General features: G+C 61.1%; 19 protein-coding genes. 2 read left to right on the top strand and 17 right to left on the bottom strand.

Going from position 1 to position 22,655, the window contains the following annotated elements; translation table 11 throughout:
• Nucleotides 1–127: 127 nt before the first annotated feature.
• The 12 genes from HJC04_RS14760 to HJC04_RS14705 all read right to left on the bottom strand — a co-directional run bounded on the left by HJC04_RS14760 (nt 128) and on the right by HJC04_RS14705 (nt 13,757).
• On the bottom strand, nt 128–781 hold the full coding sequence (locus tag HJC04_RS14760) for a protein-L-isoaspartate(D-aspartate) O-methyltransferase (RefSeq protein WP_210628123.1): 654 nt from the start codon (nt 779–781) through the stop codon (nt 128–130).
• Complete coding sequence (surE, locus tag HJC04_RS14755; protein WP_210628124.1) at nt 778–1,551, bottom strand: 5'/3'-nucleotidase SurE; 774 nt, start codon at nt 1,549–1,551, stop codon at nt 778–780. The genes HJC04_RS14760 and surE overlap by 4 nt, the downstream gene beginning before the upstream one ends.
• Before the next feature lie 4 nt (nt 1,552–1,555).
• On the bottom strand, nt 1,556–2,839 hold the full coding sequence (serS, locus tag HJC04_RS14750) for a serine--tRNA ligase (protein ID WP_210628125.1): 1,284 nt from the start codon (nt 2,837–2,839) through the stop codon (nt 1,556–1,558).
• 95 nt (nt 2,840–2,934) lie between these two features.
• Nucleotides 2,935–3,762 (bottom strand): twin-arginine translocase subunit TatC, encoded by an 828-nt coding sequence (gene tatC, locus HJC04_RS14745; protein ID WP_210628126.1) that lies wholly within the window; start codon nt 3,760–3,762, stop codon nt 2,935–2,937.
• Entirely contained in the window at nt 3,759–4,373 is a 615-nt protein-coding gene (gene tatB, locus HJC04_RS14740) for a Sec-independent protein translocase protein TatB (protein ID WP_210628127.1), read from the bottom strand. The genes tatC and tatB overlap by 4 nt, the downstream gene beginning before the upstream one ends.
• 51 nt (nt 4,374–4,424) lie before the next feature.
• The gene (locus HJC04_RS14735; RefSeq protein WP_011425113.1) at nt 4,425–4,616 is read right to left on the bottom strand and encodes a twin-arginine translocase TatA/TatE family subunit; all 192 of its coding nucleotides are present in this window, start codon (nt 4,614–4,616) and stop codon (nt 4,425–4,427) included.
• A gap of 182 nt (nt 4,617–4,798) precedes the next feature.
• Nucleotides 4,799–5,494, bottom strand: coding sequence for an SMC-Scp complex subunit ScpB (gene scpB / locus HJC04_RS14730; RefSeq protein WP_210628128.1), 696 nt, complete (start codon nt 5,492–5,494; stop codon nt 4,799–4,801).
• Nucleotides 5,491–6,303 carry a ScpA family protein gene (locus HJC04_RS14725; RefSeq protein ID WP_221146626.1) on the bottom strand — a complete coding sequence of 271 codons (813 nt, stop codon included), beginning with the start codon at nt 6,301–6,303 and terminating at the stop codon, nt 5,491–5,493. The genes scpB and HJC04_RS14725 overlap by 4 nt, the downstream gene beginning before the upstream one ends.
• A 63-nt stretch (nt 6,304–6,366) precedes the next feature.
• The gene (gene nagZ, locus HJC04_RS14720; protein ID WP_221146539.1) at nt 6,367–7,380 is read right to left on the bottom strand and encodes a beta-N-acetylhexosaminidase; all 1,014 of its coding nucleotides are present in this window, start codon (nt 7,378–7,380) and stop codon (nt 6,367–6,369) included.
• 109 nt (nt 7,381–7,489) lie between these two features.
• Nucleotides 7,490–10,657, bottom strand: a complete 3,168-nt coding sequence (locus HJC04_RS14715; RefSeq protein ID WP_221146538.1) for an SPOR domain-containing protein — start codon at nt 10,655–10,657, stop codon at nt 7,490–7,492.
• Between the two features lie 61 nt (nt 10,658–10,718).
• The gene (argS, locus tag HJC04_RS14710) at nt 10,719–12,476 is read right to left on the bottom strand and encodes an arginine--tRNA ligase (protein WP_221146537.1); all 1,758 of its coding nucleotides are present in this window, start codon (nt 12,474–12,476) and stop codon (nt 10,719–10,721) included.
• A gap of 63 nt (nt 12,477–12,539) precedes the next feature.
• A complete protein-coding gene (locus HJC04_RS14705; protein WP_221122830.1) occupies nt 12,540–13,757 on the bottom strand; it encodes a deoxyguanosinetriphosphate triphosphohydrolase in 1,218 nt (405 codons plus the stop codon).
• A gap of 222 nt (nt 13,758–13,979) precedes the next feature.
• Between HJC04_RS14705 and erpA the strand changes: the two genes are divergently transcribed.
• On the top strand, nt 13,980–14,312 hold the full coding sequence (gene erpA, locus HJC04_RS14700) for an iron-sulfur cluster insertion protein ErpA (protein WP_221146536.1): 333 nt from the start codon (nt 13,980–13,982) through the stop codon (nt 14,310–14,312).
• 228 nt (nt 14,313–14,540) lie between these two features.
• Nucleotides 14,541–15,332 carry an exodeoxyribonuclease III gene (xth, locus tag HJC04_RS14695; RefSeq protein WP_210628134.1) on the top strand — a complete coding sequence of 264 codons (792 nt, stop codon included), beginning with the start codon at nt 14,541–14,543 and terminating at the stop codon, nt 15,330–15,332.
• Nucleotides 15,333–15,417: 85 nt separating this feature from the next.
• Here xth and exoR read toward each other — a convergent pair whose 3' ends face one another.
• The 5 genes from exoR to HJC04_RS14670 form a co-directional block, all read right to left on the bottom strand.
• Nucleotides 15,418–16,212, bottom strand: a complete 795-nt coding sequence (gene exoR / locus HJC04_RS14690; RefSeq protein WP_210628135.1) for an exopolysaccharide production regulator ExoR — start codon at nt 16,210–16,212, stop codon at nt 15,418–15,420.
• Between the two features lie 19 nt (nt 16,213–16,231).
• A complete protein-coding gene (locus HJC04_RS14685; RefSeq protein ID WP_210631640.1) occupies nt 16,232–16,696 on the bottom strand; it encodes a hypothetical protein in 465 nt (154 codons plus the stop codon).
• 229 nt (nt 16,697–16,925) lie between these two features.
• Complete coding sequence (locus HJC04_RS14680) at nt 16,926–18,173, bottom strand: OmpP1/FadL family transporter (protein WP_210628136.1); 1,248 nt, start codon at nt 18,171–18,173, stop codon at nt 16,926–16,928.
• 398 nt (nt 18,174–18,571) lie between these two features.
• Nucleotides 18,572–21,415, bottom strand: a complete 2,844-nt coding sequence (locus HJC04_RS14675; protein WP_210628137.1) for a valine--tRNA ligase — start codon at nt 21,413–21,415, stop codon at nt 18,572–18,574.
• 117 nt (nt 21,416–21,532) lie between these two features.
• A complete protein-coding gene (locus HJC04_RS14670) occupies nt 21,533–22,405 on the bottom strand; it encodes a PopZ family protein (RefSeq protein ID WP_221146535.1) in 873 nt (290 codons plus the stop codon).
• Nucleotides 22,406–22,655 lie beyond the last annotated feature (250 nt).

Genomic DNA, 22,655 nt, shown 5'->3' with positions numbered 1-22,655 from the left:
ACCACGTGGTTAAGACGCTGGAATCAGTGCGATATTTTTGAGAAGTTGATAACCATAGCTTACGGGTGAAAAATCGCAGTGTCTGGAAGGTGATGCCGAAAACTGCGCGGGCTTTCGGACGCCGCCTCTACAGCAGCGAGGCAAGACGCGGAACGATCGGCAGATAGGGCGCTTCGAACAGTTCCTCGCGTTCGAAACGGCTGCCGGTTTTCGTCAGCCGCACCATGCGACACTCATTCTCCGAAATCATCAGCGGCGCAATCATCGAACCACCGGAAACGAGTTGGTCGGTATAAAAGCGCGGCATGGCATTGAATGCGGCGGTGACCAGGATACGGTCGAAAGTGCCCTCTCCCTGCATGCCGGCGCTGCCGTCGGCGTGGCGGATGACGACGTTGCGCAAACCAAGCGATTCCATGCGCCGCTGTGCGGCCGTCGTCAGCGTCTTGTAGCGGTCGATCGACAGAACACGCTCAGCCAGACGGCCCATGACAGCGGCGGTGAAGCCGCTGCCGGTGCCGACTTCCAGGACGCGCTGCCCCGGTTTGAGCTTCAGGTGATGCAGGATGCGGACGACAAAATCGATGCCTTCAAGGAAGGAGCCACATTCGATCGGTATCGTCCGGCTCGAATAGGCGTCGTCGGAAAATTGCGGCGGCACGAATAGCGAGCGCTGCGTCTGCTCGACCGCCGTCAGCAGATCGAGATCGGATATGCCTTCGGCGCGCAGTCTGAGGACAAGCGCCGCGAAGCCCTCCTTCTCCGCCAGCCTTGCCGTCAAACTTGTGCTCCGTATCCCAGGGCCCGCGCCACGCGGTCCGTCACGGAATAATCGGTCAGATCCAGTTTCAAAGGCGTTACCGAAATCTTATTATGCTTCAAGGCGTGAATATCGGTACCTTCGATGAAGGCACCGGCACGTTCGCCGAACTTCAGCCAGTAATAGGGAAAACCCCGGCCATCGGAGCGAGCCTCGACCTGCAGGTTGAAGGCAAGCTTGCCCTGCATGGTGACCTCGGCGCCATCGACCTCGTCGGGACGGCAGTTCGGGAAGTTGAGATTGAGGAACGTGCCCTCCGGCAGGTCGAGCACCATCAGCTTTTCCAGAAGAGCCGGCGCATGCGCTTCGCAGACCTCCCAAGGCACGATGCGCGCGCCGTTCTCGTAAAGGTAAGCTTGGCTCAGCGCAAAGGAGCGCACGCCCTGCATCGTGCCTTCGATGGCGCCCGCGATCGTGCCGGAATAGGTCACGTCGTCTGCTACGTTCGAACCCGAATTGACGCCGGAGAGAACGAGATCAGGCTTGATGTCCATCACCTGCCGGATGCCCATGATGACGCAATCCGTCGGCGTGCCGCGCAAGGCGAAATGCTTGTCGGAAATCTTGCGCAGCCGCAACGGCTCGGAAAGGCTCAGCGAATGGGCCAGGCCGCTCTGGTCGGTCTCGGGCGCCACGATCCAGACGTCGTCGGACAGTGTGCGGGCGATCCGCTCCAGCGCAGCAAGGCCTTCGGCATGGATGCCATCGTCATTCGTGAGCAGGATGCGCATCGCCTCAGGCCGCCCGTTCGATCTTGGTCATTCCGCCCATATAGGGCAGCAAAACGCCCGGAATCGTGACGGAGCCGTCTTCGTTCAGATAATTTTCAAGGACGGCGATCAGGCAGCGGCCGACGGCAGTGCCGGATCCGTTCAGCGTGTGAACGAACTTGTTGCTCTTCTCGTCCTTGCCGCGGTAGCGCGCGTTCATGCGCCGGGCCTGGAAATCGCCGCAGACCGAGCAGGAGGAGATCTCGCGGAAAGTGTTCTGCCCCGGCAGCCAGACTTCGAGATCGTAGGTCTTGCGCGAGCCGAAGCCCATGTCGCCGGTGCAAAGCGTCACCGTGCGGAAATGCAGACCGAGGCGCTTCAGCACCTCCTCCGCACAGGCGGTCATCCTTTCATGCTCGGCAATGGAGCTCTCGGCATCGGTGATCGAAACGAGCTCGCATTTCCAGAACTGGTGCTGGCGCAGCATGCCGCGCGTGTCGCGGCCGGCCGAGCCCGCTTCCGAGCGGAAGGACGGGGTCAAGGCGGTGAAGCGCAGCGGCAGCTTTTCCTGGTCGAGGATTTCCTCGCGCACCAGATTGGTCAGCGTCACCTCAGCCGTCGGAATGAGGTAGCGACCGTCCGTCGTCTTGAACAGATCCTCTTCGAACTTCGGCAGGCTGCCGGTGCCGAACACCGCTTCGGCGCGCACCATCAGCGGCGAGCTGACTTCGGTATAGCCGTGCTCGCTGGTGTGAAGGTCGATCATGAACTGGCCGAGCGCCCGTTCAAGTCTCGCGAGCGGCCCGGTCAGAACCGTGAAGCGCGAACCGGAGAGCTTGGCAGCACGGTCGAAATCCATATAGCCGAGCGCCTCGCCGATTTCGAAATGCTCCTTCGGCGTGTGGTTCCAACGCGGCTTTTCGCCAACGATGCGGCTGACGACATTGTCGTGCTCGTCCTTGCCGACAGGAACGTCGTCGAAGGGCACGTTCGGGATGCGCGAGAGAGCGTCGTTGAGTTCGGCCGTCAGCTGACGGTCCTCTTCCTCGATCGCCGGCAGCAAGTTCTTCAGTTCGGCGACCTCGGCCTTCAGCTTCTCGGCAAGCTCGCCGTTCTTCTGGGCCATCGCTGCGCCGATCTCCTTGGATGCGGCGTTGCGGCGGGACAACAGATCCTGCGTCTTTTGCACGGCGGAGCGGCGCTTTTCATCGAGGGCCACGAGACTTTGGGCCAGAGGCTCCGCGCCGCGCTTGGCAAGAGCGGCATCGAGCGCTTCGGGATTCTCACGGATCCATTTGATATCGAGCATCGTCGTTCCAGGTCGTTGCAACAGAAATGACCGGCCAAAGCCTGACCGGGCCTCGACCGGATGAGACGGCGTCATAAAAGGATTTCCGGATCGCCTCAGACGCTGTCGGTCTTGGCAACGTCCGCGGATCCGCTTTCCTTTTCGAGCGCCTGCCGGGCACGCTGGCGCTCCACGAGTCGCGCCGCATAGATGGAAATCTCGTAGAGAAGGATCGTTGGTAGCGCAAGACCGATCTGGGACATCGGATCCGGCGGCGTCAGCACGGCGGCGACGACGAAGGCGAGCACGATGGCGAACTTGCGCTTTTCGGCGAGCCATTGCGACGTCAGCAGACCGACGCGGGCAAGCAGAGTCGTGATGACGGGCAGTTGGAAGACGAGGCCGAAGGAGAAGACCAGCGTCATGATGAGGCTCAGATATTCCGAGACCTTCGGCATCAGCGAGATCGCCACCTCGTCATGACCCGGCGCCTGCTGCATCGACAGGAAGAACCACATGACCATCGGCGTAAAGAAGAAATAGACGAGCGCAGCCCCCATCAGGAACAGGACCGGCGACGCGATAAGGAACGGCAGGAAGGCCTGGCGCTCGTTCTTGTAGAGGCCGGGTGCCACGAACTTATAGACTTGGGCGGCAATGATGGGGAAAGCGACCACCAGGCCGCCGAACATCGCCACCTTGACCTGGGTAAAGAAGAACTCCTGGGGCGCCGTATAAATCAGCTGGGCCTTCTCGACGTCGAGATGCGCCCACTCCACAGCCGTCTTGTAGGGAATGACCAGGTAGTTGAAGAGATGCTTGGCAAAGAAGAAGCATGCGATGAAAGCCACGAAAAACGCGCCGATCGACCAGATCAGCCGTGTGCGCAGCTCCATCAGGTGCTCGATCAGCGGCTGCGGCTTGTCTTCGATATCACCGCTCATGCCTCGTCCTTCTTCTTCGTCTGCGTCGGCTTCTTCGACGTTGCAGGCTTCCTGACCGCCGCGGCCCGCTTCGGCTTTTCCACAGGTACGGCAACGACTTCGGCGGCATCGACCTTGTCGGCGGCCTTGACGCGTGGCTTGCGCACGGCCTTCGGCTTGCCGGCAACCGTATCGGCCTGGGCAGTCGCTGCTGCGACGGGCTCGGGCTGCGCAGGCGCCGGCACCAGGGGCGGCGTTTCCGGCAGGCTCATCGTCGGCGTCGGGGCCGAGACGGCAGCCGGCGGCACTTCGGTCTTATTTTCCGGAGCCACAGTCGTCTTCTGCAAGTCGGCCTTGATCTCGTTGCCCATCTGGCGAAGCGGGTTCATCGCCTCGCGCAGGCTATTAACCGGGTTGAGCTTCTGGGCGTCGCTGATCGTCTGACGGACATCGTCAAGCTCGGCTTCGCGCAACGCTTCGTCGAATTGCGCCCGAAACTCACCCGCAACCTTGCGGGCGCGCTGCGTCATCTTGCCGAAAGCGCGCAGCATCGGCGGCAAATCCTTCGGACCGACAACGACGATCAGCACGACCGCGATGACCAAAAGCTCGGTCCAGCCAATATCGAACATGCAAGGCTCCTGGACGGGAAGCGCGGGGGCTGCGCTTTTTCCCGGACTTGATTACTTCGTTTCGTCGGCCTTGTGATCGACGGTCTTTGCCGTTTCCGGCGCGTCTTCGTCCGTCATGCCCTTCTTGAAGCTTTTGATGCCCTTGGCAACATCGCCCATCAGTTCCGGAATCTTGCCGCGACCGAACAACAACAGCACGATGACCAGAACGATCAGCCAGTGCCACATGCTAAGAGAACCCATCACTCTAACTCCCTGTTTCGATGTTCCCACGATGTAAGGATTTCTGACACCGTTTCCAACATTAAGCCCTTTGAACTGCGCTTAATGTCACGGTATCGCCCTTTATGACAAGCCACTGACCCATCGAAAAATCGTGAGCACCATTGTTTTCGTCTTGCATGGCAAAAGCAAGAGGAAGTCCTTCAATCTTCGGAGGTAGAACGGGGGGCGAGCAACCCGAGTTCTTCGAGATCCATCTGGGTGATCGGATCTTCGTCCTCGGTCAATTCGTCGTTCATCGACGGCGACGGAATATTGAAATTCGCCGGGATACGGCCCGACAACAGGCCCGCCCCCTTCAATTCTTCGAGACCGGGCAGATCGCGCAGTTCCTCGAGGCCGAAATGGTCGAGGAAATCGCGCGTCGTACCCAATGTCACCGGCCGGCCCGGTGTGCGCCGGCGGCCGCGAAACCGCACCCAGCCGGCTTCCATCAGCACGTCGAGCGTGCCGCGCGAGGTTTGAACGCCGCGGATATCCTCGATCTCGGCGCGCGTCACCGGCTGGTGATAGGCGATGATTGCCAGCACTTCCAGCGCGGCGCGCGAAAGCTTCTTCACCTCGTTGTCGTCACGGCGGATGACGAAGGAGAGATCGGCGGCGGTGCGGAAGGCCCAGGCGCCTTCGACCTGGACCAGATTGACGCCCCGTGGCGCATATTGCTCCTTCAGGCGCAGCATGATCGCGCGCACGTCAGCGCCCCTCGGCAGGCGCTCGGCCAGGAAAACTTCGGAAACGGGCTGCGAGGAGGCGAAGACCAGCGCCTCGGCGGTGCGCTCGGCCTCGATCTCGGCCCGCAAGTCGCGGCCTTCCCCCTCGTCGCTCCTGGGATCGATCAAGCCGGCCGCTCCTGTTCCACCACCTGCAGCGTAGCGTGCTTGGGACCGCGACGCATGAAAATCGGCTGAAAGGCGCCGTCCTGGCGGATTTCGAGCTTGCCCTCGCGCACCAGCTCCAGCGAGGCGGCAAAGGCGCTGGCGATCGCCGTGACGCGCTCCTCGGGCGCTGCGAGATAACGCAGCAGATAATGTTCCATCGCCGTCCAGTCGCCGACCTCGCCGATCATCTGGGTCAGCAGTTCGCGGGCATCGGTCAGCGACCAGACATTACGCCTCTCGATCGTCACCTGGGTGACGGCATGGCGCTGACGCAGCGCCGCATAGGCGGTCAGGAGATCGTAGAGGCTTGCCGCATAAGCGGATTGCTGCCGGTCGGGAATATGCTCGGGTGCACCGCGGGCGAAGATATCGCGGCCGAGGCGGTTGCGGTTGACGAGGCCATCCGCCGCCTGACGCATGGCCTCGAGACGCTTCAGGCGGAAAGCAAGGCTTGCCGCCATTTCTTCGCCCGAGGGACCGTCATCCTTGACCTGCTGGGGAATGAGCAGCCGCGATTTGAGATAGGCAAGCCAGGCCGCCATGACGAGATAGTCGGCGGCAAGCTCGATGCGGATGCGCCGGGCGCTTTCGACGAACTGCAGATATTGCTCGGCGAGCGCCAACACGGAAATTCGCGACAGGTCGACCTTCTGGTTGCGGGCGAGGTAGAGCAGCAGGTCGAGCGGGCCTTCGAATCCGGCGACGTCGATCACCAGCGCCGGCTCGTGGCTGGCGCGCTCGGCGCCGTTCTCCTGCCACAGCTTGTCCATCGGCGTTGCCGCCTGCGGACGTTCCGAGCCCTTGACCGTGCTGACCACCCTGCTCTCCTACGATCACACCGACACAAACATCGCCTCGAATTCCGCCCTCAATTCCGCCTCATCGGCACCATCCGGCGCGGCAAAGCCTGCTTCTACCGCTTTTGCGCGGTCAAGCGAAAGACCGGCGAGCGGCGGAACATTTGCCACGACCTCCCGCATCTCGTCCATATGGCCATTGCAATGCAGCACGATATCGCATCCGCCTGCAATGATATTCGCCGCCCGTTCGCCGATCGTGCCGGAAAGCGCATTCATCGAGCTATCGTCGGAAAGCAGCAGACCGTCAAAGCCGATATGCTGACGGATGACGCCGTCGATCACCTTGCGCGAGGTCGTCGCCGGATTGTCCGGGTCGATCGATGTGAAGACAAGATGGCAGGTCATTGCCATCAGCTCGTCCTTCATCGCGATGAAGGGTGGGAAATCACGGGCCTCCAGCTCATCGCGCGAGACCGTGACGACAGGCAGCTCCAGATGTGAATCGGCAAAGCCGCGACCGTGGCCGGGCATATGTTTCATGACAGGCAGCAGGCCGCCGGCCTTCAGCCCCTCGCCAGCCACCCGTCCCATGGCGATGACGGTTTCGGGATCGCCGCCATAGGCGCGGTCGCCGATGACGTTGCTGCTGCCTTCGACCGGCACGTCGAGAACCGGCAGGCAATCGACATTGATGCCGAGCTTCGAAAGATCGAAGGCATGCAGGCGCGACATCAGCCAAGCGGCGCGCAGCCCGAGCGCCGGATCGCTGCGATAGACATCGCCAAGCGCCTGGCCTGCGGGATAACGCGGCAGAACCGGCGGACGGATGCGCTGGACGCGACCGCCCTCCTGATCGATCAGCACCGGCGCATGCCAGCCGACGCTGTCGCGCAGTTCGGCGACGAGATCAGTGATCTGCGCTGCTTCGGAGATATTGCGCCCGAAGAGAATGAAGCCCCAGGGCCGTTCGTCCCGGTAAAAGGCTTTTTCTTCGGATGTGAGGGCAAGGCCGCTGCAGCCAAGGATCATCGCTTTTGATTCGGTCATGGACGAATCATAGACGGCGGCGGGCCAAATGCGAGTAACTGCGGGCGCGATGCACAAAAAAGAGCGGCGGGCCGATCCGGCTCGCCGCTCCCTATTTGATAACCCGATGTTACTTGGAAATCAGGCAGCTTCCGCCGGCTGCGCGATACTGTTCGCAAAGGGCTGCTGCCTCATCCTTCGAGCCGACCGGGATGCGGACACGGTAGAAAGTGCCCTTGCCGGCGATATCGGCCCTGCGGATCTCATGGGCGCGGCCAGCAAGCACGCCGGCGAATTTCTTCGACAGGTTTGCGTAAGATTTATTGGCCTCGTCTTCCGACGGCAGCGAAGCGATCTGGAGGCCGTAGCCGCCGGCGGAACCGGCTTGCTGCGGCTGGGCGGCGGCCGGCGTTGCCGAGGCGACCTGCGTCGGCTTCGGCTGCTGCGCGGGGGTGCGGACATTGCCCTTATCGGTAACCGTGCCAACGACGTTGACAGGCTGATCGGCCGGACGGGCGATCGGAACCGGGGCCGTATCGGCGATCGTTGCCGTCTTGACCGGCCGTACCGGCGCATCGACCGGTGCGGGATTTGCCGCCTGCTCATCGGCAGTTGCGGCAGGCGACGGCTGCGTCGGCGCGGTTTGAACTGGTGCTGCAGAACGCGCATCGACGGAAGCAATCTCGGCGCTTGCCGGGAAGCTCGCAGCCGTTCCGGCCACCGGCGGCGCGATCGGGGCCGATGGCGCAGACGGGGCGGACTGCGCCGTTACTGGCGGCTGGCCAGACGGCATCGGCTGAGCAGGCGCGGCCGGCTGGTCGACCGGCGCGGACTCCTCGCGGGCGACCAGCGTGCCGTCAGGCTTGACGATCATCGTGCGGACCTTGCGCGGCGAAACGGATGGCGTCTTGTCGGCGTCGCTGGCGGAAGCGTCGTCGGCGTTGGCGTGGTTCGGCAACAGACGCGGATCCTCCGTCTCACCAACCGCGGTCGGCGTGACCCGATCGTCAGCGCCGGCGTTCTCGTCATCCTCCGGCAATGCCTCCGGCGTCAAGGTGCGCTGGACAACATCGACCGGGGCCTCGTCCGAGGAGACGAGCGCCTTCTGCTTCGGCTCCTCGGCAGAACCCGCAACGCGGTCGTAGACGGCCTTATCCTGGTTCGGAACCGTCTTGCCACCGGGATTTTCCGGAACGACCTTGATGGGCTCCTTGTCGGCCGTGATCACACGCGGCTCGCCGGACGCGACAATGCCGAGCCCTTCGCCGTTCCAGACGGAGGAATAGACGCCATAACCGACGCCAGCGAAGACCACCAGCATGACGGCGCCGGCCAGCAGCCGGCGCATCGACCGAGCGCGGCTGAAATCAGCGGCCTGGCTTGCCGACTCGATGTGGACCTCGGAGGTTTCCCGGCGCTCGACCGGCTCGCGCACGCTGCGGCGGAAATCTTCCTCCAGCGCCCGTTCGAAATCGTCGAGACCGTCGGCAATGGTCGGCTTGACCGGCGTTGCCGCAGCGGCAGCCATATTACGGGCGGACGCCGCCGTTTCGCGCGGTTTGGCCGGCTCGAAAAAGCTCGCGATCTCTGCATCGAGATCGAAATCGAAATCCGCGGTTTTCGCGACCGGAGCGGGCTGCTCGACCGGCGGCAGCGTCGGCACATGCATATCGTCCACCGTCTCGGGACGATCCTCCGGATCGGAGATCATCGCCGGATCGAAGGGCAGATCTTCGGTCGATTCAGCGGCGGACGCCTCTCCGGCAGGTGCCCAGTTGAAAACCGGAGCCGGAGCTGGGACCGGCTGCTCGGAAACCAGGGCCGACGCGGGCTGCGCCGGGACAGCGGCCTGCGGGTACTCAGGCGTTGCCTGCTCCGGCGCGGCGGGCGCCGGCTGTGCCTTTGGCTGCGGCGCAGGCTCGGCTGCTTCGGAAAAATCGAGATCGGCAAGTTCCAGCTCGATACCGGCGAGGTCCAGTTCGAAATCGTGGCCCGCGAAGGGATCATCGGCTTCCGGCGCGGGCTGCGGCGCCGGTGAATAGGCCGTTGAGACAGGTTGGGACGCGACAGGTCTTGCGGCTTCGCCAGCAAAGGCAGGCGCCATTTCGATCGGAGCTGAGAGGACCGGTAGGGGCGCGATCGCCTCGGGCTGAACCGGTGCGGCAGCGACCGGGTCGACTTCGACGGGAGCGGGCTCCGGCGAAGCCGGCGCCAGATTAGCGCGCTGCAATACCGGGCGGGGCACGGGATAGCGCGAGACGTCGGCCAGCAGGTCGTCGACATCGAAGGTGCCGGCGATATGCGGAACTTCCTGTCCGACCTCAGTCAGCGCGGCATCGGCCTGGATCTCGCCCTCGATGGCGGCCGCGAGATCGAAACCAGCATCGGAGCCGAACTCTTCCAGATCATCCTCGACTTCAACGAATTCCTCGGCTCCAGCAGTTTCTTGCGACGCAATTGCCTCATCGTGGCGATCGAGCTCAGCGGGAAAGCCGAACGACGGCGCCGCGGATTCGAACTCCTCCAGAGGCTCGACAGCGGCGGCGGGCGCCGGCTGCTCGATCACGGGCTCCGGCTCCGCCGAGACAAGATCGGCAACGACTGCTTCAGCCACCGGTTCAGCGACTGGTTCAGCCGCAGGCGCAGCAACTGCTTCGGCGGCCGGCTCAACCGCTGCCACCGGCTCCTCACGTTTGGGGGCGTGGAAATTGGCGAGCGGCAACCTGATGCTGGCGGCCGACCATTGCGGGGTTTTGGCGGGCTGCGCCAGCGAAGAGATCGGCGCGGCACCGATCGACAGTTCGAGTTCCTCGATCAGGTCGCGGGCGCCGCCGAAAGCGGTATGGACCGACACCTCGGAAACAGGATCTGCGGACAGCTGCGGCTGACCGGCCGCCGGGTCGGCAGCGGCTACGTCCCAGTTTCTTGCCGGAGGTCGGGCAGCTTCTTCTGCGGCGACGGGACCAACGGAGACGGGCTCCGGAACATCCACGCTTACGGCAGCGGGAGAAGCATCGAGAACGGGCTCGACATAGTCTTCGGAAGTGATGCCATCGGAGATCGGCTCGGCCGGCCGATCGAGTTCGGCCAGCGGACGTGGTGAATCGTATCGATCGAATTCTCGCCCGAGCTCATCCTCCAGATCGAAGGCAGGTTCGCGCCGGGCGGCGTCGCTTACGGTATTCGCTGCAACACGCGGCTCGAAACCGACAATCCGGGCAAGTTCAGCCAACGGATCGTCGTCCGCAAACAGATCGTCTTTTACGCGCGTATCATACGCAAATTGTTTCTCAGCCATGCCTATCCCACTCGCAAACGCCAACGCTCAAATGCCAGCGCATTGTGGGTAAATGGTGACGTTATCGCATTTCGTCAGGTGCGGCAGTGCCTGTAATAGCAAGTCCCGACTTTAAAACCGACGCGACGGCGTACACCAGCCCAAGTCTGGCAATACTTGATTCTCGGTTTTTATCATTAACAAATCGTAATTCCGGCTGATCTTTACCTTTGTTCCAGTGCGCGTGGAACGCACTGGCGAGATCGTAGAGGTAAAATGCGATGCGATGCGGCTCCTGCGACTGGGCGGCCGCCTCGACAATACGCGGGAATTCGGCAAGCTTGGCGACGAGCTGCAATTCGGCCGGATCGCCAACGCCAGCAACGGCTTTCGCAAGATCCTCGGGCGAAGCATCGAGGCCGGGAAAAGCCTCTCTTGCCTGCCGGAAGACCGACATGCAGCGGGCATGCGCATACTGCACGTAAAAAACAGGATTATCCTTCGACTGCTCCGTCACCTTGGCGAAATCGAAGTCGAGCGGCTCGGAATTCTTGCGATAAAGCATCATGAACCGGACCGAATCACGGCCGACTTCCTCGACGACGTCCCGAAGCGTGACGAAATCGCCCGAACGTTTCGACATCTTCACCGGCTCGCCATTGCGATAGAGCTTGACGAGCTGACAGAGCAGCACCGTCAGCTTCGCCTTGCCCTCCGAAACGGCGCGCGCAACCGCTTCCAGGCGCTTGACGTAGCCGCCATGGTCGGCGCCAAGCACATAGATCATCTCGTCGAAACCACGATCGAACTTGTTCTTGAAGTAGGCGACGTCGGCGGCGAAATAGGTGTAGGAGCCGTCCGACTTGATCAGCGGCCGGTCCATGTCGTCGCCCACCTCGGTCGAGCGGAACAGTGTCTGCTCGCGATCTTCCCAGTCTTCCGGAAGCTGGCCCTTCGGCGGCGGCAGCGTGCCCTTGTAGACGTAACCCTTGAAGGTCAGGTCGTTGATCGCCGTGCGGATCGCCGCCGCTCCATTGGCATGCAGGGTCCGCTCGGAAAAGAAGATGTCGTGATGGACGTTCAGCGCCGCCAGATCTTCGCGGATCATGACCATCATCGCGTCTATGGTGCGATCCTTGACGATCGGCATCCACTGCTCCTCCGGCATATTGTGCAACCGGACGCCGTAATCGGCGGCAAGCGACTGGCCGACGGGCACGAGATAGTCACCCGGATAGAGGCCCGACGGGATTTCGCCGATCCGTTCACCCAGCGCTTCGCGATAACGCAGAAAGACCGACTGGGCGAGCACGTCGATCTGCGAGCCGGCGTCGTTGATATAATATTCCTTCTCGACGCCGTAACCGGCAAAGGCGAGCAGGTTGGCGAGCGCATCGCCGACCACGGCGCCGCGGCAATGCCCGACATGCATCGGGCCGGTCGGATTGGCCGAGACATATTCGACGTTGACCTTGCGACCTTGGCCTAGGGTCGAGCGGCCATAGTCGGTGCCGGCGCCGATCATCGAGGCGAGCAGCCGTTGCCAATAGCGGACGGCGAGACGGATGTTGATGAAACCCGGACCTGCGACCGAGACATCGGCGACGTCGGCATCCTCCTTGAGCTTGGCGATTATGACGTCCGCAAGGGCGCGAGGATTGGTGCCGAGCGGCTTTGCCAGCACCATCGCGGCATTGGTCGCAACATCGCCATGACTCGCATCGCGCGGCGGTTCGACTGTGATGCGGCCGAAATCGAGCTCAGATCGCTTTTCCCTGACCAGATCAATCTGTTCAAGGGCGGTTTTGATCCTGGCTTCGAAGTCGGTAAAAAGGTTCATCGCACTCTTCCATGCATAGGCTGTGCCAAAGGCGCAAATCGGCCTTCGGCGGGCGACCGCTGCCTATCGCAAATCCGGAGTGTGGTCAAACAATCGCCTGTGGGCACTGATCGCATAGGTGTCGGTCATGCCGGCGAGGTAGTCGCCGACATGGCGAGCCTTCGGCGCATCGGCGAGCCCGGCGATATGATCGACCCAGTAATGGCTCTGCATCTCCTTGGGACTGGCCATGTAGGCGGCAAAGAGATCCGTGACGATCTGGGCAGCACCGGCACGGATCCGCATGATATCGGGATTGCGGTAGATGCGCTTGAAGAGCATCGCCTTGATCTGCCTGTCGGTTTCGGCCATCTCTTCGGAAAAGGTGGCAATAACCCGGTCGGCGCCGCGGATGTCGGCTGCACTCTCAGGACGAAGAAGTGAAAGGCGCTCCTGCGCGACGCCGATAACGTCCTCGACCATGCGGGTGATCTGGCGGCGCATGATCTCGTGGGTGAAACGGCTCGGTTCCAGATGCGGATAGCGCCCCCTCACCTCGGCCATCAACTCGGCGAGAAAGGGAATTTCCTCCAGCATGTCGAAACTCAGATAGCCGGAGCGCAGGCCGTCGTCGATATCATGGGTGTTATAGGCGATGTCGTCGGCGATCGCCGCAACCTGGGCCTCGAGGCTGGCATAGGTGCCCAGTTCGAGATCGTGCAGTTCGCAATAATCGAGGATCGGCTGCGGAACCGGGCCGTGCGTGCCCACACCATCTGGCGTCAGCATTGGACCATTATGCTTGACGAGACCTTCGAGACTTTCCCATGTCAGATTGATGCCGTCGAATTCGGCATACCGCCGCTCGAGCTTGGTCACGATGCGCAGCGATTGGGCATTGTGGTCAAAGCCACCATAGGGCAGCAGCACCTCGTGCAGCGCGTCCTCGCCGGTATGGCCGAACGGCGTGTGGCCGAAATCGTGCACCAGCGCCACGCCCTCGGACAGATCCTCGTCGAGTTTCAGGGCGCGGGCAAGCGCACGGGCAATCTGCGCCACCTCGATCGTATGCGTCAGCCGGGTGCGGTAGTGATCGCCGTCCTGGGCGATGAAGACCTGGGTCTTGTGCTTCAGCCGGCGGAAGGCGGTGGTATGGACTATGCGGTCGCGGTCGCGTTGGAAATCGGAGCGAGTCGGGCTGCTGTCTTCCGGATAGAGACGCCCACGCGTCGTCCACGGGTCTGCCGCATAGACCGCCCTTTCGCTGCCGCCGAAACCCAAAGCTCGCCTGTCAATCGTCATTCTTCACCGTCATTCTGCCTGTTGCCGCATCTGCCCATTGACGCCGCTTTGCCCTCTTCATACCTATAGCCCGAGGAAACGGCAAAGAGGCGCTCTCCCGACCGCTTCGGCGCGTCATGGTCTTTTTGCGAAGATCATGCTAAGTTCCTTTGATATCAGGCATTTGAACATTTGAGTGCCGAAACCCATTCTCTCCGGATCTTGACCCCGGCAGGAGGAAATATGACGGATACGAGTGTAACTCTTTCGGATGCCGCGGCAAAGCGTATCGCCGCCATCATCAGTGCGGAGGCCGGCAAGAGCGCGCTGCGCGTTTCCGTTGAAGGCGGCGGCTGTTCGGGCTTTTCCTACAAGTTTGACCTTGCCGACAGAGCTGGGGATGACGACATCGTCGTCGAAAAAAACGACGCGAAGGTGCTGATCGACAGCCTGTCGCTCGTCTATATGGCAGGTTCCGAGATCGACTTTGTCGACAATCTGCTTGGCCAATCCTTCCAGATCAAGAACCCGAACGCGGTGGCAAGTTGCGGCTGCGGCACCAGCTTCTCGATCTGAATATCCGAGCGCAGAACGTTGTCCCCAACGACGGTCGGAGGAATTGCTTCCGGCCGGTTTATTGGCTTGTCCAGCGGCGAAAGACCGCGATAAAAGGAGCGCACTAAAGCGCGTCGCAATCTTTCAGACTCGCTTGCCACGCTTTAGGTCTTTGATTTTCCGCATGTCGTGAATCGCAAAAACGGCCGCACACTTTTGCGCGACATGCCCTAGCGAACGGGACAGAGCATGAAGATCGCGACCTGGAACATCAACGGCGTCAAGGCGCGCATCGACAATCTCACACAATGGCTCAAGGATTCCGATCCCGATGTCGTCTGCCTGCAGGAGATCAAGACGATCGACGAAGGCTTCCCCCGGCTGGAGATCGAAGCGCTCGGCTATCATGTCGAGACGCACGGCCAGAAGGGATTCAACGGCGTCGCGATCCTCTCCAAGACTTCACCTTTTGAGGTCAACCGCGGCCTGCCCGGCGACCCGCTGGACGAACAGGCGCGTTTCCTAGAAGCGGTGTTCACGCTGCCCGACACGCGCATCCTGCGCGTCTGCTGCATCTATCTCCCGAACGGCAATCCCGTCGACACCGAGAAATACCCCTACAAGCTCGCCTGGATGGAGCGCCTGAGGAGCTTTGCGGCCGAACGGCTGGCCTATGAAGAGATGCTGGTGCTTGCCGGCGATTACAACGTCATTCCTGAACCGCACGACTGCTTCGATCCCAGGGTCTGGGAAAGCGATGCGCTGTTCCTGCCGCAGACGCGGCAGGCATTCCGCAGACTTGAAAATCTCGGCTTGACCGATGCGGTGCGCGCGACGACGGATGCGACGCGGCTCTATTCCTTCTGGGACTATCAGGCGGGTGCATGGCCGAAGAACAACGGCATCCGCATCGACCATCTGCTGCTGTCACCCGAAGCAGCCGACCGGATGACGTCGGCAACTATCGAAAAACATGTGCGGGCGTGGGAAAAGCCGTCCGACCACGTACCGGTGATCGCCTATTTCGATTTCGCGGCCTGAGATCCGAGCACTTGGCAGAGCGTCATTTCAGAGACGCGGTGGAGGATGCGCGGGCTGAATGCCGCGTGGCGCTGAGTGGTAGGTTTCAGTCAGAACCGCTCGAAATGGCGTGCGACAGCGAAACAGCCGTGCGACGGTCGGCCTCGTTGGCAACCGAGAAGGCCTGCTCCTGCAGCGCTTCCATCCAGCCGCAATCCTTCGGCTTGCAGCGGTCGAGGGCGGCGGTCATCAGCGCGAGACCGCGGGCCGTCTGGCCTTCGTCGAAAAGGATGTTTCCGAAAACCGCCATGGCGCCGGGATGGCCACTCTTACGGGCCTGGTTCAACCACTTTTTCGCCTGCTGCGGGCTGGCACTACCGCCCTCGCCGGCCAGCATCATCTGCGCCAGCTGGAACTGTGCCTCGGGAACGCCGAAGGTGGAGGCCACCTGGAAATAGAGCTGGCGCGCCTGAGTGAGATCGATCTTCACCGGGCTGCCGGCAATACCGTGCTTGTAGTAGTTGGCGAGCGAGAGAAGCGCGTTGACGAAGAAACCCGTGTCTTCCGAGCCGGGTTCGACACCCTGCTGGGCAATCTCACTATAGATCTTGAAGGCTTCGAAATCGTCCTGGGTGACGCCGTCGCCGTCGGCATACATGTTGGCGAGCGCCCAGCGCGAACCGGTATGGCCCTTTTCGGCGGCGTATTTGTAGGCCTCGACCGCCTCCTCCTTCTGACCGTTTTTGTAGGCCTTGAAGCCGAACTTGAAGAGGTCGAAAGGGCCGGATTCCTTGCTGACGTCGCTCTTGATGTCGAAAGCGAGAACCGGACCGGACAGCGCCATGGCCACCCACATGCCCATCAGCATGATTTTGAACAATTTGAACTCGGACGTTACCATTTCAACCGATTTCTTTCGCTCATCGCCCGCAGCCGGCGCTGACGCCGGGCATACCACCGATGTATTCTTTCGAGGCGAGCGATCCCGCGGCGAGCTCCATGGCCCCTTTGCCCGCGTCGCTTCCAGCCCATTGGCCTCTTTCGAGAGGCCGAATTTTCAGCATCTCATTCAGGACCACCCGGCTCGCGGCATGGCCCGACTGTAATCTTCCTGGCACCCCGTCGGCGGGCGCGGCATCCGCCTTCCCGCCTTTATCGCATTCGTAAATAGCAAATGTGACCAAACCGGTATCGACATCTGCCGCTAAGCCCGCCTGACTATGCGAACGGACAGATAACGACGGCAATGAATGGATCGACGGCATGATCGTGAGGTCGAATTTACGGTCGCAATAGCCTTGCCCGGAAAGAGAAACGGCCGCAATCACGCGGCTGTCGCCACTTGCGCCGTACGATCTGGTGTTACCGGAAAAAAATCGACCCATGCTACTGATTACACGCACCGTAAGTCTGCCATCACCTCGCCCGCAATACCGCTGCGCTCTCTTTGTGGCGGGAAATGGACAAATTCGCCCCATCGCCACCATACGCCATTCATCGTAAAAAACTGTTGCTGAATCGTCACAAAACGAGACCAGCAAATGACATGATTAACGGGCCGCGCACAAAGAAAAGCCCGGCAGTGCCGGGCTCTCAATTCTTCAAATCAGGAATTTAGAACTTGATCTTTATGCTTGTCGACAGTGCAGCGACCAGATCGTCATCGAAGGAGTAGGAAACATCATCTCCGTATGTGACGCCATTCCGGGTCACAGCACCAGACGAACCGCTCGTCAACACGCCCACGGCACCGGCAAAGCGCCATTCGATATGTTCGGTCGGTGTGTAGGCTGCACCGAGCCCCAGCGTCCAGCTGTCTGTCTGCGCGCCATACCCCTGGCTGGTGCCGCGGTCCCATGTCAGGCTGACTGCACCGGCCCATTGTTCATTGAATTTGTGGCCGACACCGCCGGAGATCGTCCAACCATCACGATAAAGGAGGTCGAGCGAGGTTAGACCACCCGCGGGGCAAGGCAAGCCGTTGGTCGGGCAGAATGCTACCGACTGCAGGACGCTCCAATTCGTCCATTTAACCGATCCGAATGCAAGCCAATCCGGAGCGATACCGCTTTGCAGCTTCAGCTCCAGCGAATCCGGAGCTTCGGCGGAACCGGAAACTGGTGTGACCAGGCCCCCATATAGCGGCACAACCGGAACTTGACGGAGATCAACAGTCCCGGACAGGTCATCGTACTTGACGCGACTGTTATAGACGAGGCTCGCACGCATCGCATATTCCGGAATCTCGTAAGCAAGACCGGCGCGCCAGCCCCAACCGCTATCGTCGATATCCAGGCGACCGACGCCAGTTCCAGTCCCGAGCAGAAGCGGAAGCGTTGAAACCAGACGTTCCTTGAAGCCTTCGACTTCCTGATAAAAAGCGCCGCCAATGAAGCGAAGCTGCCCAGGGCCGACATCAAAACGATAGGAGCAGGTGCCGCCATAGTTCCGGGTTTTGATCTCTGTCTCGATGTTATCGTTGGCGCCAGCCCAATTCATGCCGGGATCGGTGTGTGCGCCGAAGGGCTCCGAATAGTCAACGAGGCAGTCGACCGCATCGCCAAAACCAGCCTTAAAACCAATATAGGGGATGGTGTAATTTGAGGTATCGTCAGCCGTGTCTGGACGGCTGTTCAGATTGCCGCCCCCTGTCAGTATCGACGTATTCGTGTCTCGGACATCCTTCAGCTTGCGCTGCGGCGTGACGTAAGTCACGCCCGACTGAAATGAGAAAGGCGACGTATCGAACAGCTGATCGATGTTATAGCCGCCGCGCTCCAGGCCGCCGGCAAAGGACGGCGAGGCAAGCGACGAAAGAAGAACGAGCGACGTTACGCCCTTGGAAAACATACGCGATGCCATTGTGTCTCCCCCACTCCAGCAATTGATGTACGCCACTTTAGTAAGCGTTCGCTCGACATGGCAACGCGCCCCACGGCGGCGCTCCCAGGCATTGCAGTGGCTAACTTACGTAAAGAAATTGACGGACACGTCAAAAAATCTGGTTAATAAAATTCTATTCTAGAGCCATCGATTTTGAGACGGTCTTTTGGGTTTTCATTCCAAACAGTGCAGAAGCTGTATCAATCCGACAACAGTGACAGTTTTCACCAAAGGGATACCCCTAAAGCCAAAATCCACAGGCTCAGCGCCTCAAATCAGCCCCGCTCAGGACCGAATCAGGCGTTCCCCAAACGACGAAAGACGCGCCCCGAAGCAGGCGCGTCTTTGAAATAACTTACCAAAATCGACAATGAAACTTATCCGGCTTCGCTGACCCTGGAAAGCGCGGTATTCAAGCTGGCGATCTGCCCCTTCAACTCATCGAGACGCTCGCGCTCGGCCTCGACCACCTCGGGATTGGCGTTGGCGACGAACTTCTCGTTGGAAAGCTTGCCATTGATGCGGGCGATTTCTCCATCCATCTTGGCAATCGCCTTTTCCAGGCGGGCCCTTTCGGCAGCAAGGTCGATCAGATTGCCGAGCGGCAGGCAGACGGTGGCTTCGGCGACGACAATCTGGGCCGCGCCCTTCGGCGCATCGTCGGATAGTGATATCGCTTCCACGCGGGCAAGCCGCTTGATGGCGGCGTCGTGGCGGAACAGCCTTTCGCGCGTGAGATTGTTGGCCTTGACGACGACCAGCGGGGCGGTCGCCGACGGCGGCACGTTCATTTCGGCGCGCACGGAGCGGATGCCGGAGACGAGGTCGATCAGCCAATTGATCTCGTCGGCAGCCGCGTCATCCGCATAGGACGGCGCCGGCCATTCGGCATGGCAGACCAGCGTGTCGCGTTCCTTGCCTTCGCCTGCGGTATGCGCCCAAAGCTCTTCGGTCATGAAGGGCATGAAGGGGTGCAAAAGCTTGTAGATCTCTTCGAGAATATAGGCGCTGCAGGCCTGGGCTTCGGCCTTGGCGCCCTCGTCATCGCCATTGAAGACCGGCTTCAGAAGCTCGAGATACCAGTCGCAGACTTCGTTCCAGACGAAACGGTAGAGCGCGCCGGCCGCATCGTTGAAGCGGAAGGCTTCAAGCGCTTCCGTAACGTCACGTTCCGTACGGGCAAGCTCCGTAAGGATCCAGCGGTTGATGGTAAGCTCGGCCGCCTCCGGCACGAAATGCGGATCGCTCTTGGCGCCGTTCATCTCGGCAAAACGCGTGGCGTTCCAGAGCTTGGTGCCGAAATTGCGGTAGCCGGCGATGCGGGCCGGATCGAGCTTCACATCGCGGCCCTGTGCGGCCATGATCGCCAGGGTGAAGCGCAGTGCGTCGGCACCGTATTCGTCGATCAGTTCCAGGGGGTCGATGACGTTGCCCTTCGACTTCGACATCTTCTGCCCGTTCTTATCGCGCACCAGTGCGTGAATATAGATCGTATGAAAAGGTTCGACGGGATCGCCATTCTCGTCCTTCATGAAATGCAGGCCCATCTGCATCATGCGAACGACCCAGAACGGGATGATATCGAAACCGGTGACGAGGACATTCGTCGGGTAGTAACGCGCAAGTTCCGGCGTCTCGTCGGGCCAGCCGAGTGTCGAGAAAGGCCAGAGCGCAGAAGAGAACCAGGTGTCGAGCACGTCCTCGTCCCGCGTCAGGATTTCGCCAGGCTTGAAGTTTTCGAGCAGGTCCTCGACATAGGCCTTCATCGGCCCTTCATGCGAGAGGTAATGCTGGATCGCCGCCTGCAGCGCCTCCTCCTCGGTCTTTTCGACGAAGACTTGGCCGTCAGGACCGTACCAAGCGGGAATCTGATGGCCCCACCAGAGCTGGCGAGAGATACACCACGGTTCGATGTTCTCCAGCCAATTGAAATAAGTGTTTTCCCAGTTCCTGGGAATAAACCTGGTTCTTCCCTCGCGAACGGACTCCAGGGCAGGCTGCCCCAATGTCTTGTTGTCGACAAACCATTGTTCCGTCAGCCGCGGCTCGATCGGCACGCCGCCGCGGTCGCCATGCGGGACCATATGCTTGTGCGGTTCGATCTTGTCGACAAGGCCGGCCTCTTCGAAGATCTCGACGATCACCTTGCGCGCATGGAACCGGTCCTGCCCTTCCAGACGGTCCCAGGCGCCATGCAGTGCCGCGGGATTGTCGAGACCTTCAAGGAAATCCTCATTATCCTTGATGGCAATGGTGCCATCGATATTCATGACGTTGATCGCACGCAGCTTCGCGCGCTTGCCGACTTCGAAGTCGTTGAAATCATGGGCCGGCGTAATCTTCACCGCGCCTGTGCCGGCTGTCGGATCAGCATAGGAATCGGCGACGATCGGTATCCTGCGGCCGACGATCGGCAGGATGACATGCTTGCCGATGATCGGCTTGTAACGCTCGTCTTCGGGGTTCACGGCAACGCCGGTATCGCCGAGCATCGTCTCCGGCCGCGTCGTGGCGACGACGATATAGTCCCGCGTCTCGAACGCAGTCGGCTTGCCTTCCTCGTCGAAGGCGATCGGATATTGATAGGTGACACCCGGCTCGAGCGGATAGCGCAGATGCCAGAGATGGCCCTTCACCTCGTGTTGCTCGACCTCCATGTCGGAAATCGCCGTCAGGAGTTTTGGGTCCCAATTGACAAGGCGCTTGTCCTTGTAAATCAGGCCTTCCTTATAGAGCGTAACGAAAACCTCGAGAACGGCCTGCGACAGGCCTTCGTCCATGGTGAAGCGCTCGCGTGACCAGTCGCAGGAGGCGCCGAGGCGCTTCAACTGGTTGAAGATCAGGCCGCCCGATTCTGCTTTCCACTCCCAAATCTTGTCGATGAAGGCCTCGCGGCCCATCTCGCGGCGGCCTGGCAGCTGCTGCTCCATCAGCTTGCGTTCGACGACCATCTGGGTGGCGATGCCGGCGTGATCCATGCCCGGCTGCCAGAGCACGTCCTTGCCGCGCATGCGCTCGAAGCGCACCATGATGTCCTGCAGCGTATTGTTGAGCGCATGCCCCATATGAAGCGAGCCGGTGACATTCGGCGGCGGGATCACGATGGTGAAGGTCTCGGCCCCCGGTTTGGCGTTCGCGCCGGCGCGGAAGGCATCCGCCTCATCCCATTTCGCGGCGATTTTCGGTTCGACGGCAGCGGAATCATAGGTCTTGTCGAGCATTTTTTGACCAATTTCGAGGTTCGAGGATGGGCGTTTGTAAATAGGATGGCCACGACCAAGTCAATAAAAAAGCCGCCCCGGAGACCGGAGCGGCTTTTCCAGGAAAAATCAATCCGATCAGCGGCGCGGGCCGCGCGCCACGCGCTCGATTTCCTCGCGCACCAGCCGTTCGACCAGAGTTGGCAGATTGTCATCAAGCCATTCACGCAGCATCGGGCGCAGCATGTCCTCGGCAATCTCGTCCAGCGAGCGGCGCTCGGCGCCGTCGATCGCCGCGGCAAGCTCCTCGAAGGAGCGGCTGATCTGCAGACCGGCGTCTTCCGAAAGCAGTGACGGCTGGGTCTCGTCGACAACGCTCGGGAGGAAACGCTCGGTCGACGAAGTAGCGGACTCCAAAGCCGGTGGCGCAGTTTCGGCGGCAGCAGCGGCTTGCTCGGCGACGGCGACACGCGGTGTTTCGGCAAGCGTCGGTTCTGGCGGCTGTTGGACGGGAACAGAGGAAACGGGTGCTGCGGCAGCGGCAAAAGCGGGCCGTGTCGGCTGCGGCTGCGGACTTGCAGCGCGCGGGGGCTCCGGCATCACGGCCGGCTGCGGCTCCGGCTGGCGGAAGCCGCTCGGAATTTCGCGCAAGGCTTGACCGGCCTGCACGGCGCTGCGCTCGGAGGCGGCGCGCACGCGGGCTGCGACATCGGCAAGCGACAGCGCGCGGGCCGGGGCTTCGGTCTCAGGGGCGGTGCCGGCCGAATTGGCGGCGACGAAACGTGGATCGGACGAGCGCATGGCCGGTTCGGGAAACTCCACGCCGGCATAGGTGTCATCCACCGTCAGATGGATTTCGGAGCCGTTTTCGTCGTCGTCGGCGCCGTAAACCGGCGGCACGGAAGCTGAAATCGCCTTGCCGGCGCCGGGTTCATTGCTTTCGATGATCTGGCGGATGGAGGCCAGAATTTCTTCCATGGACGGTTCACGCGCTACACTTGGCTGAGCCATATCTATCCCCGTTATCCCAACACAACGATCGGACGGTGTGGAGCGTTCATCCGAATCACCACGACCTTAGAATACCCCAGACGCGAAAAAAATCATCGAGAATCAAATGAATGCAGCCATGCACAGTTTTGTTACCGAATGCTTGCCGCCGATATTCGGAGATGGCAGCGTCAGAAAATGATGTTTGTGAAGGCTGTTCCGCAGCACTGACAAAAACGGGCGCCAATGGCGCCCGTCGCTCGAATTCAAC

It is taken from the genome of Rhizobium sp. NLR8a (assembly GCF_019685235.1).
GTDB lineage: Bacteria > Pseudomonadota > Alphaproteobacteria > Rhizobiales > Rhizobiaceae > Rhizobium.
Note: the sequence above shows the minus strand (reverse complement) of the source record. Positions and strands in the feature narration are given on the sequence as shown.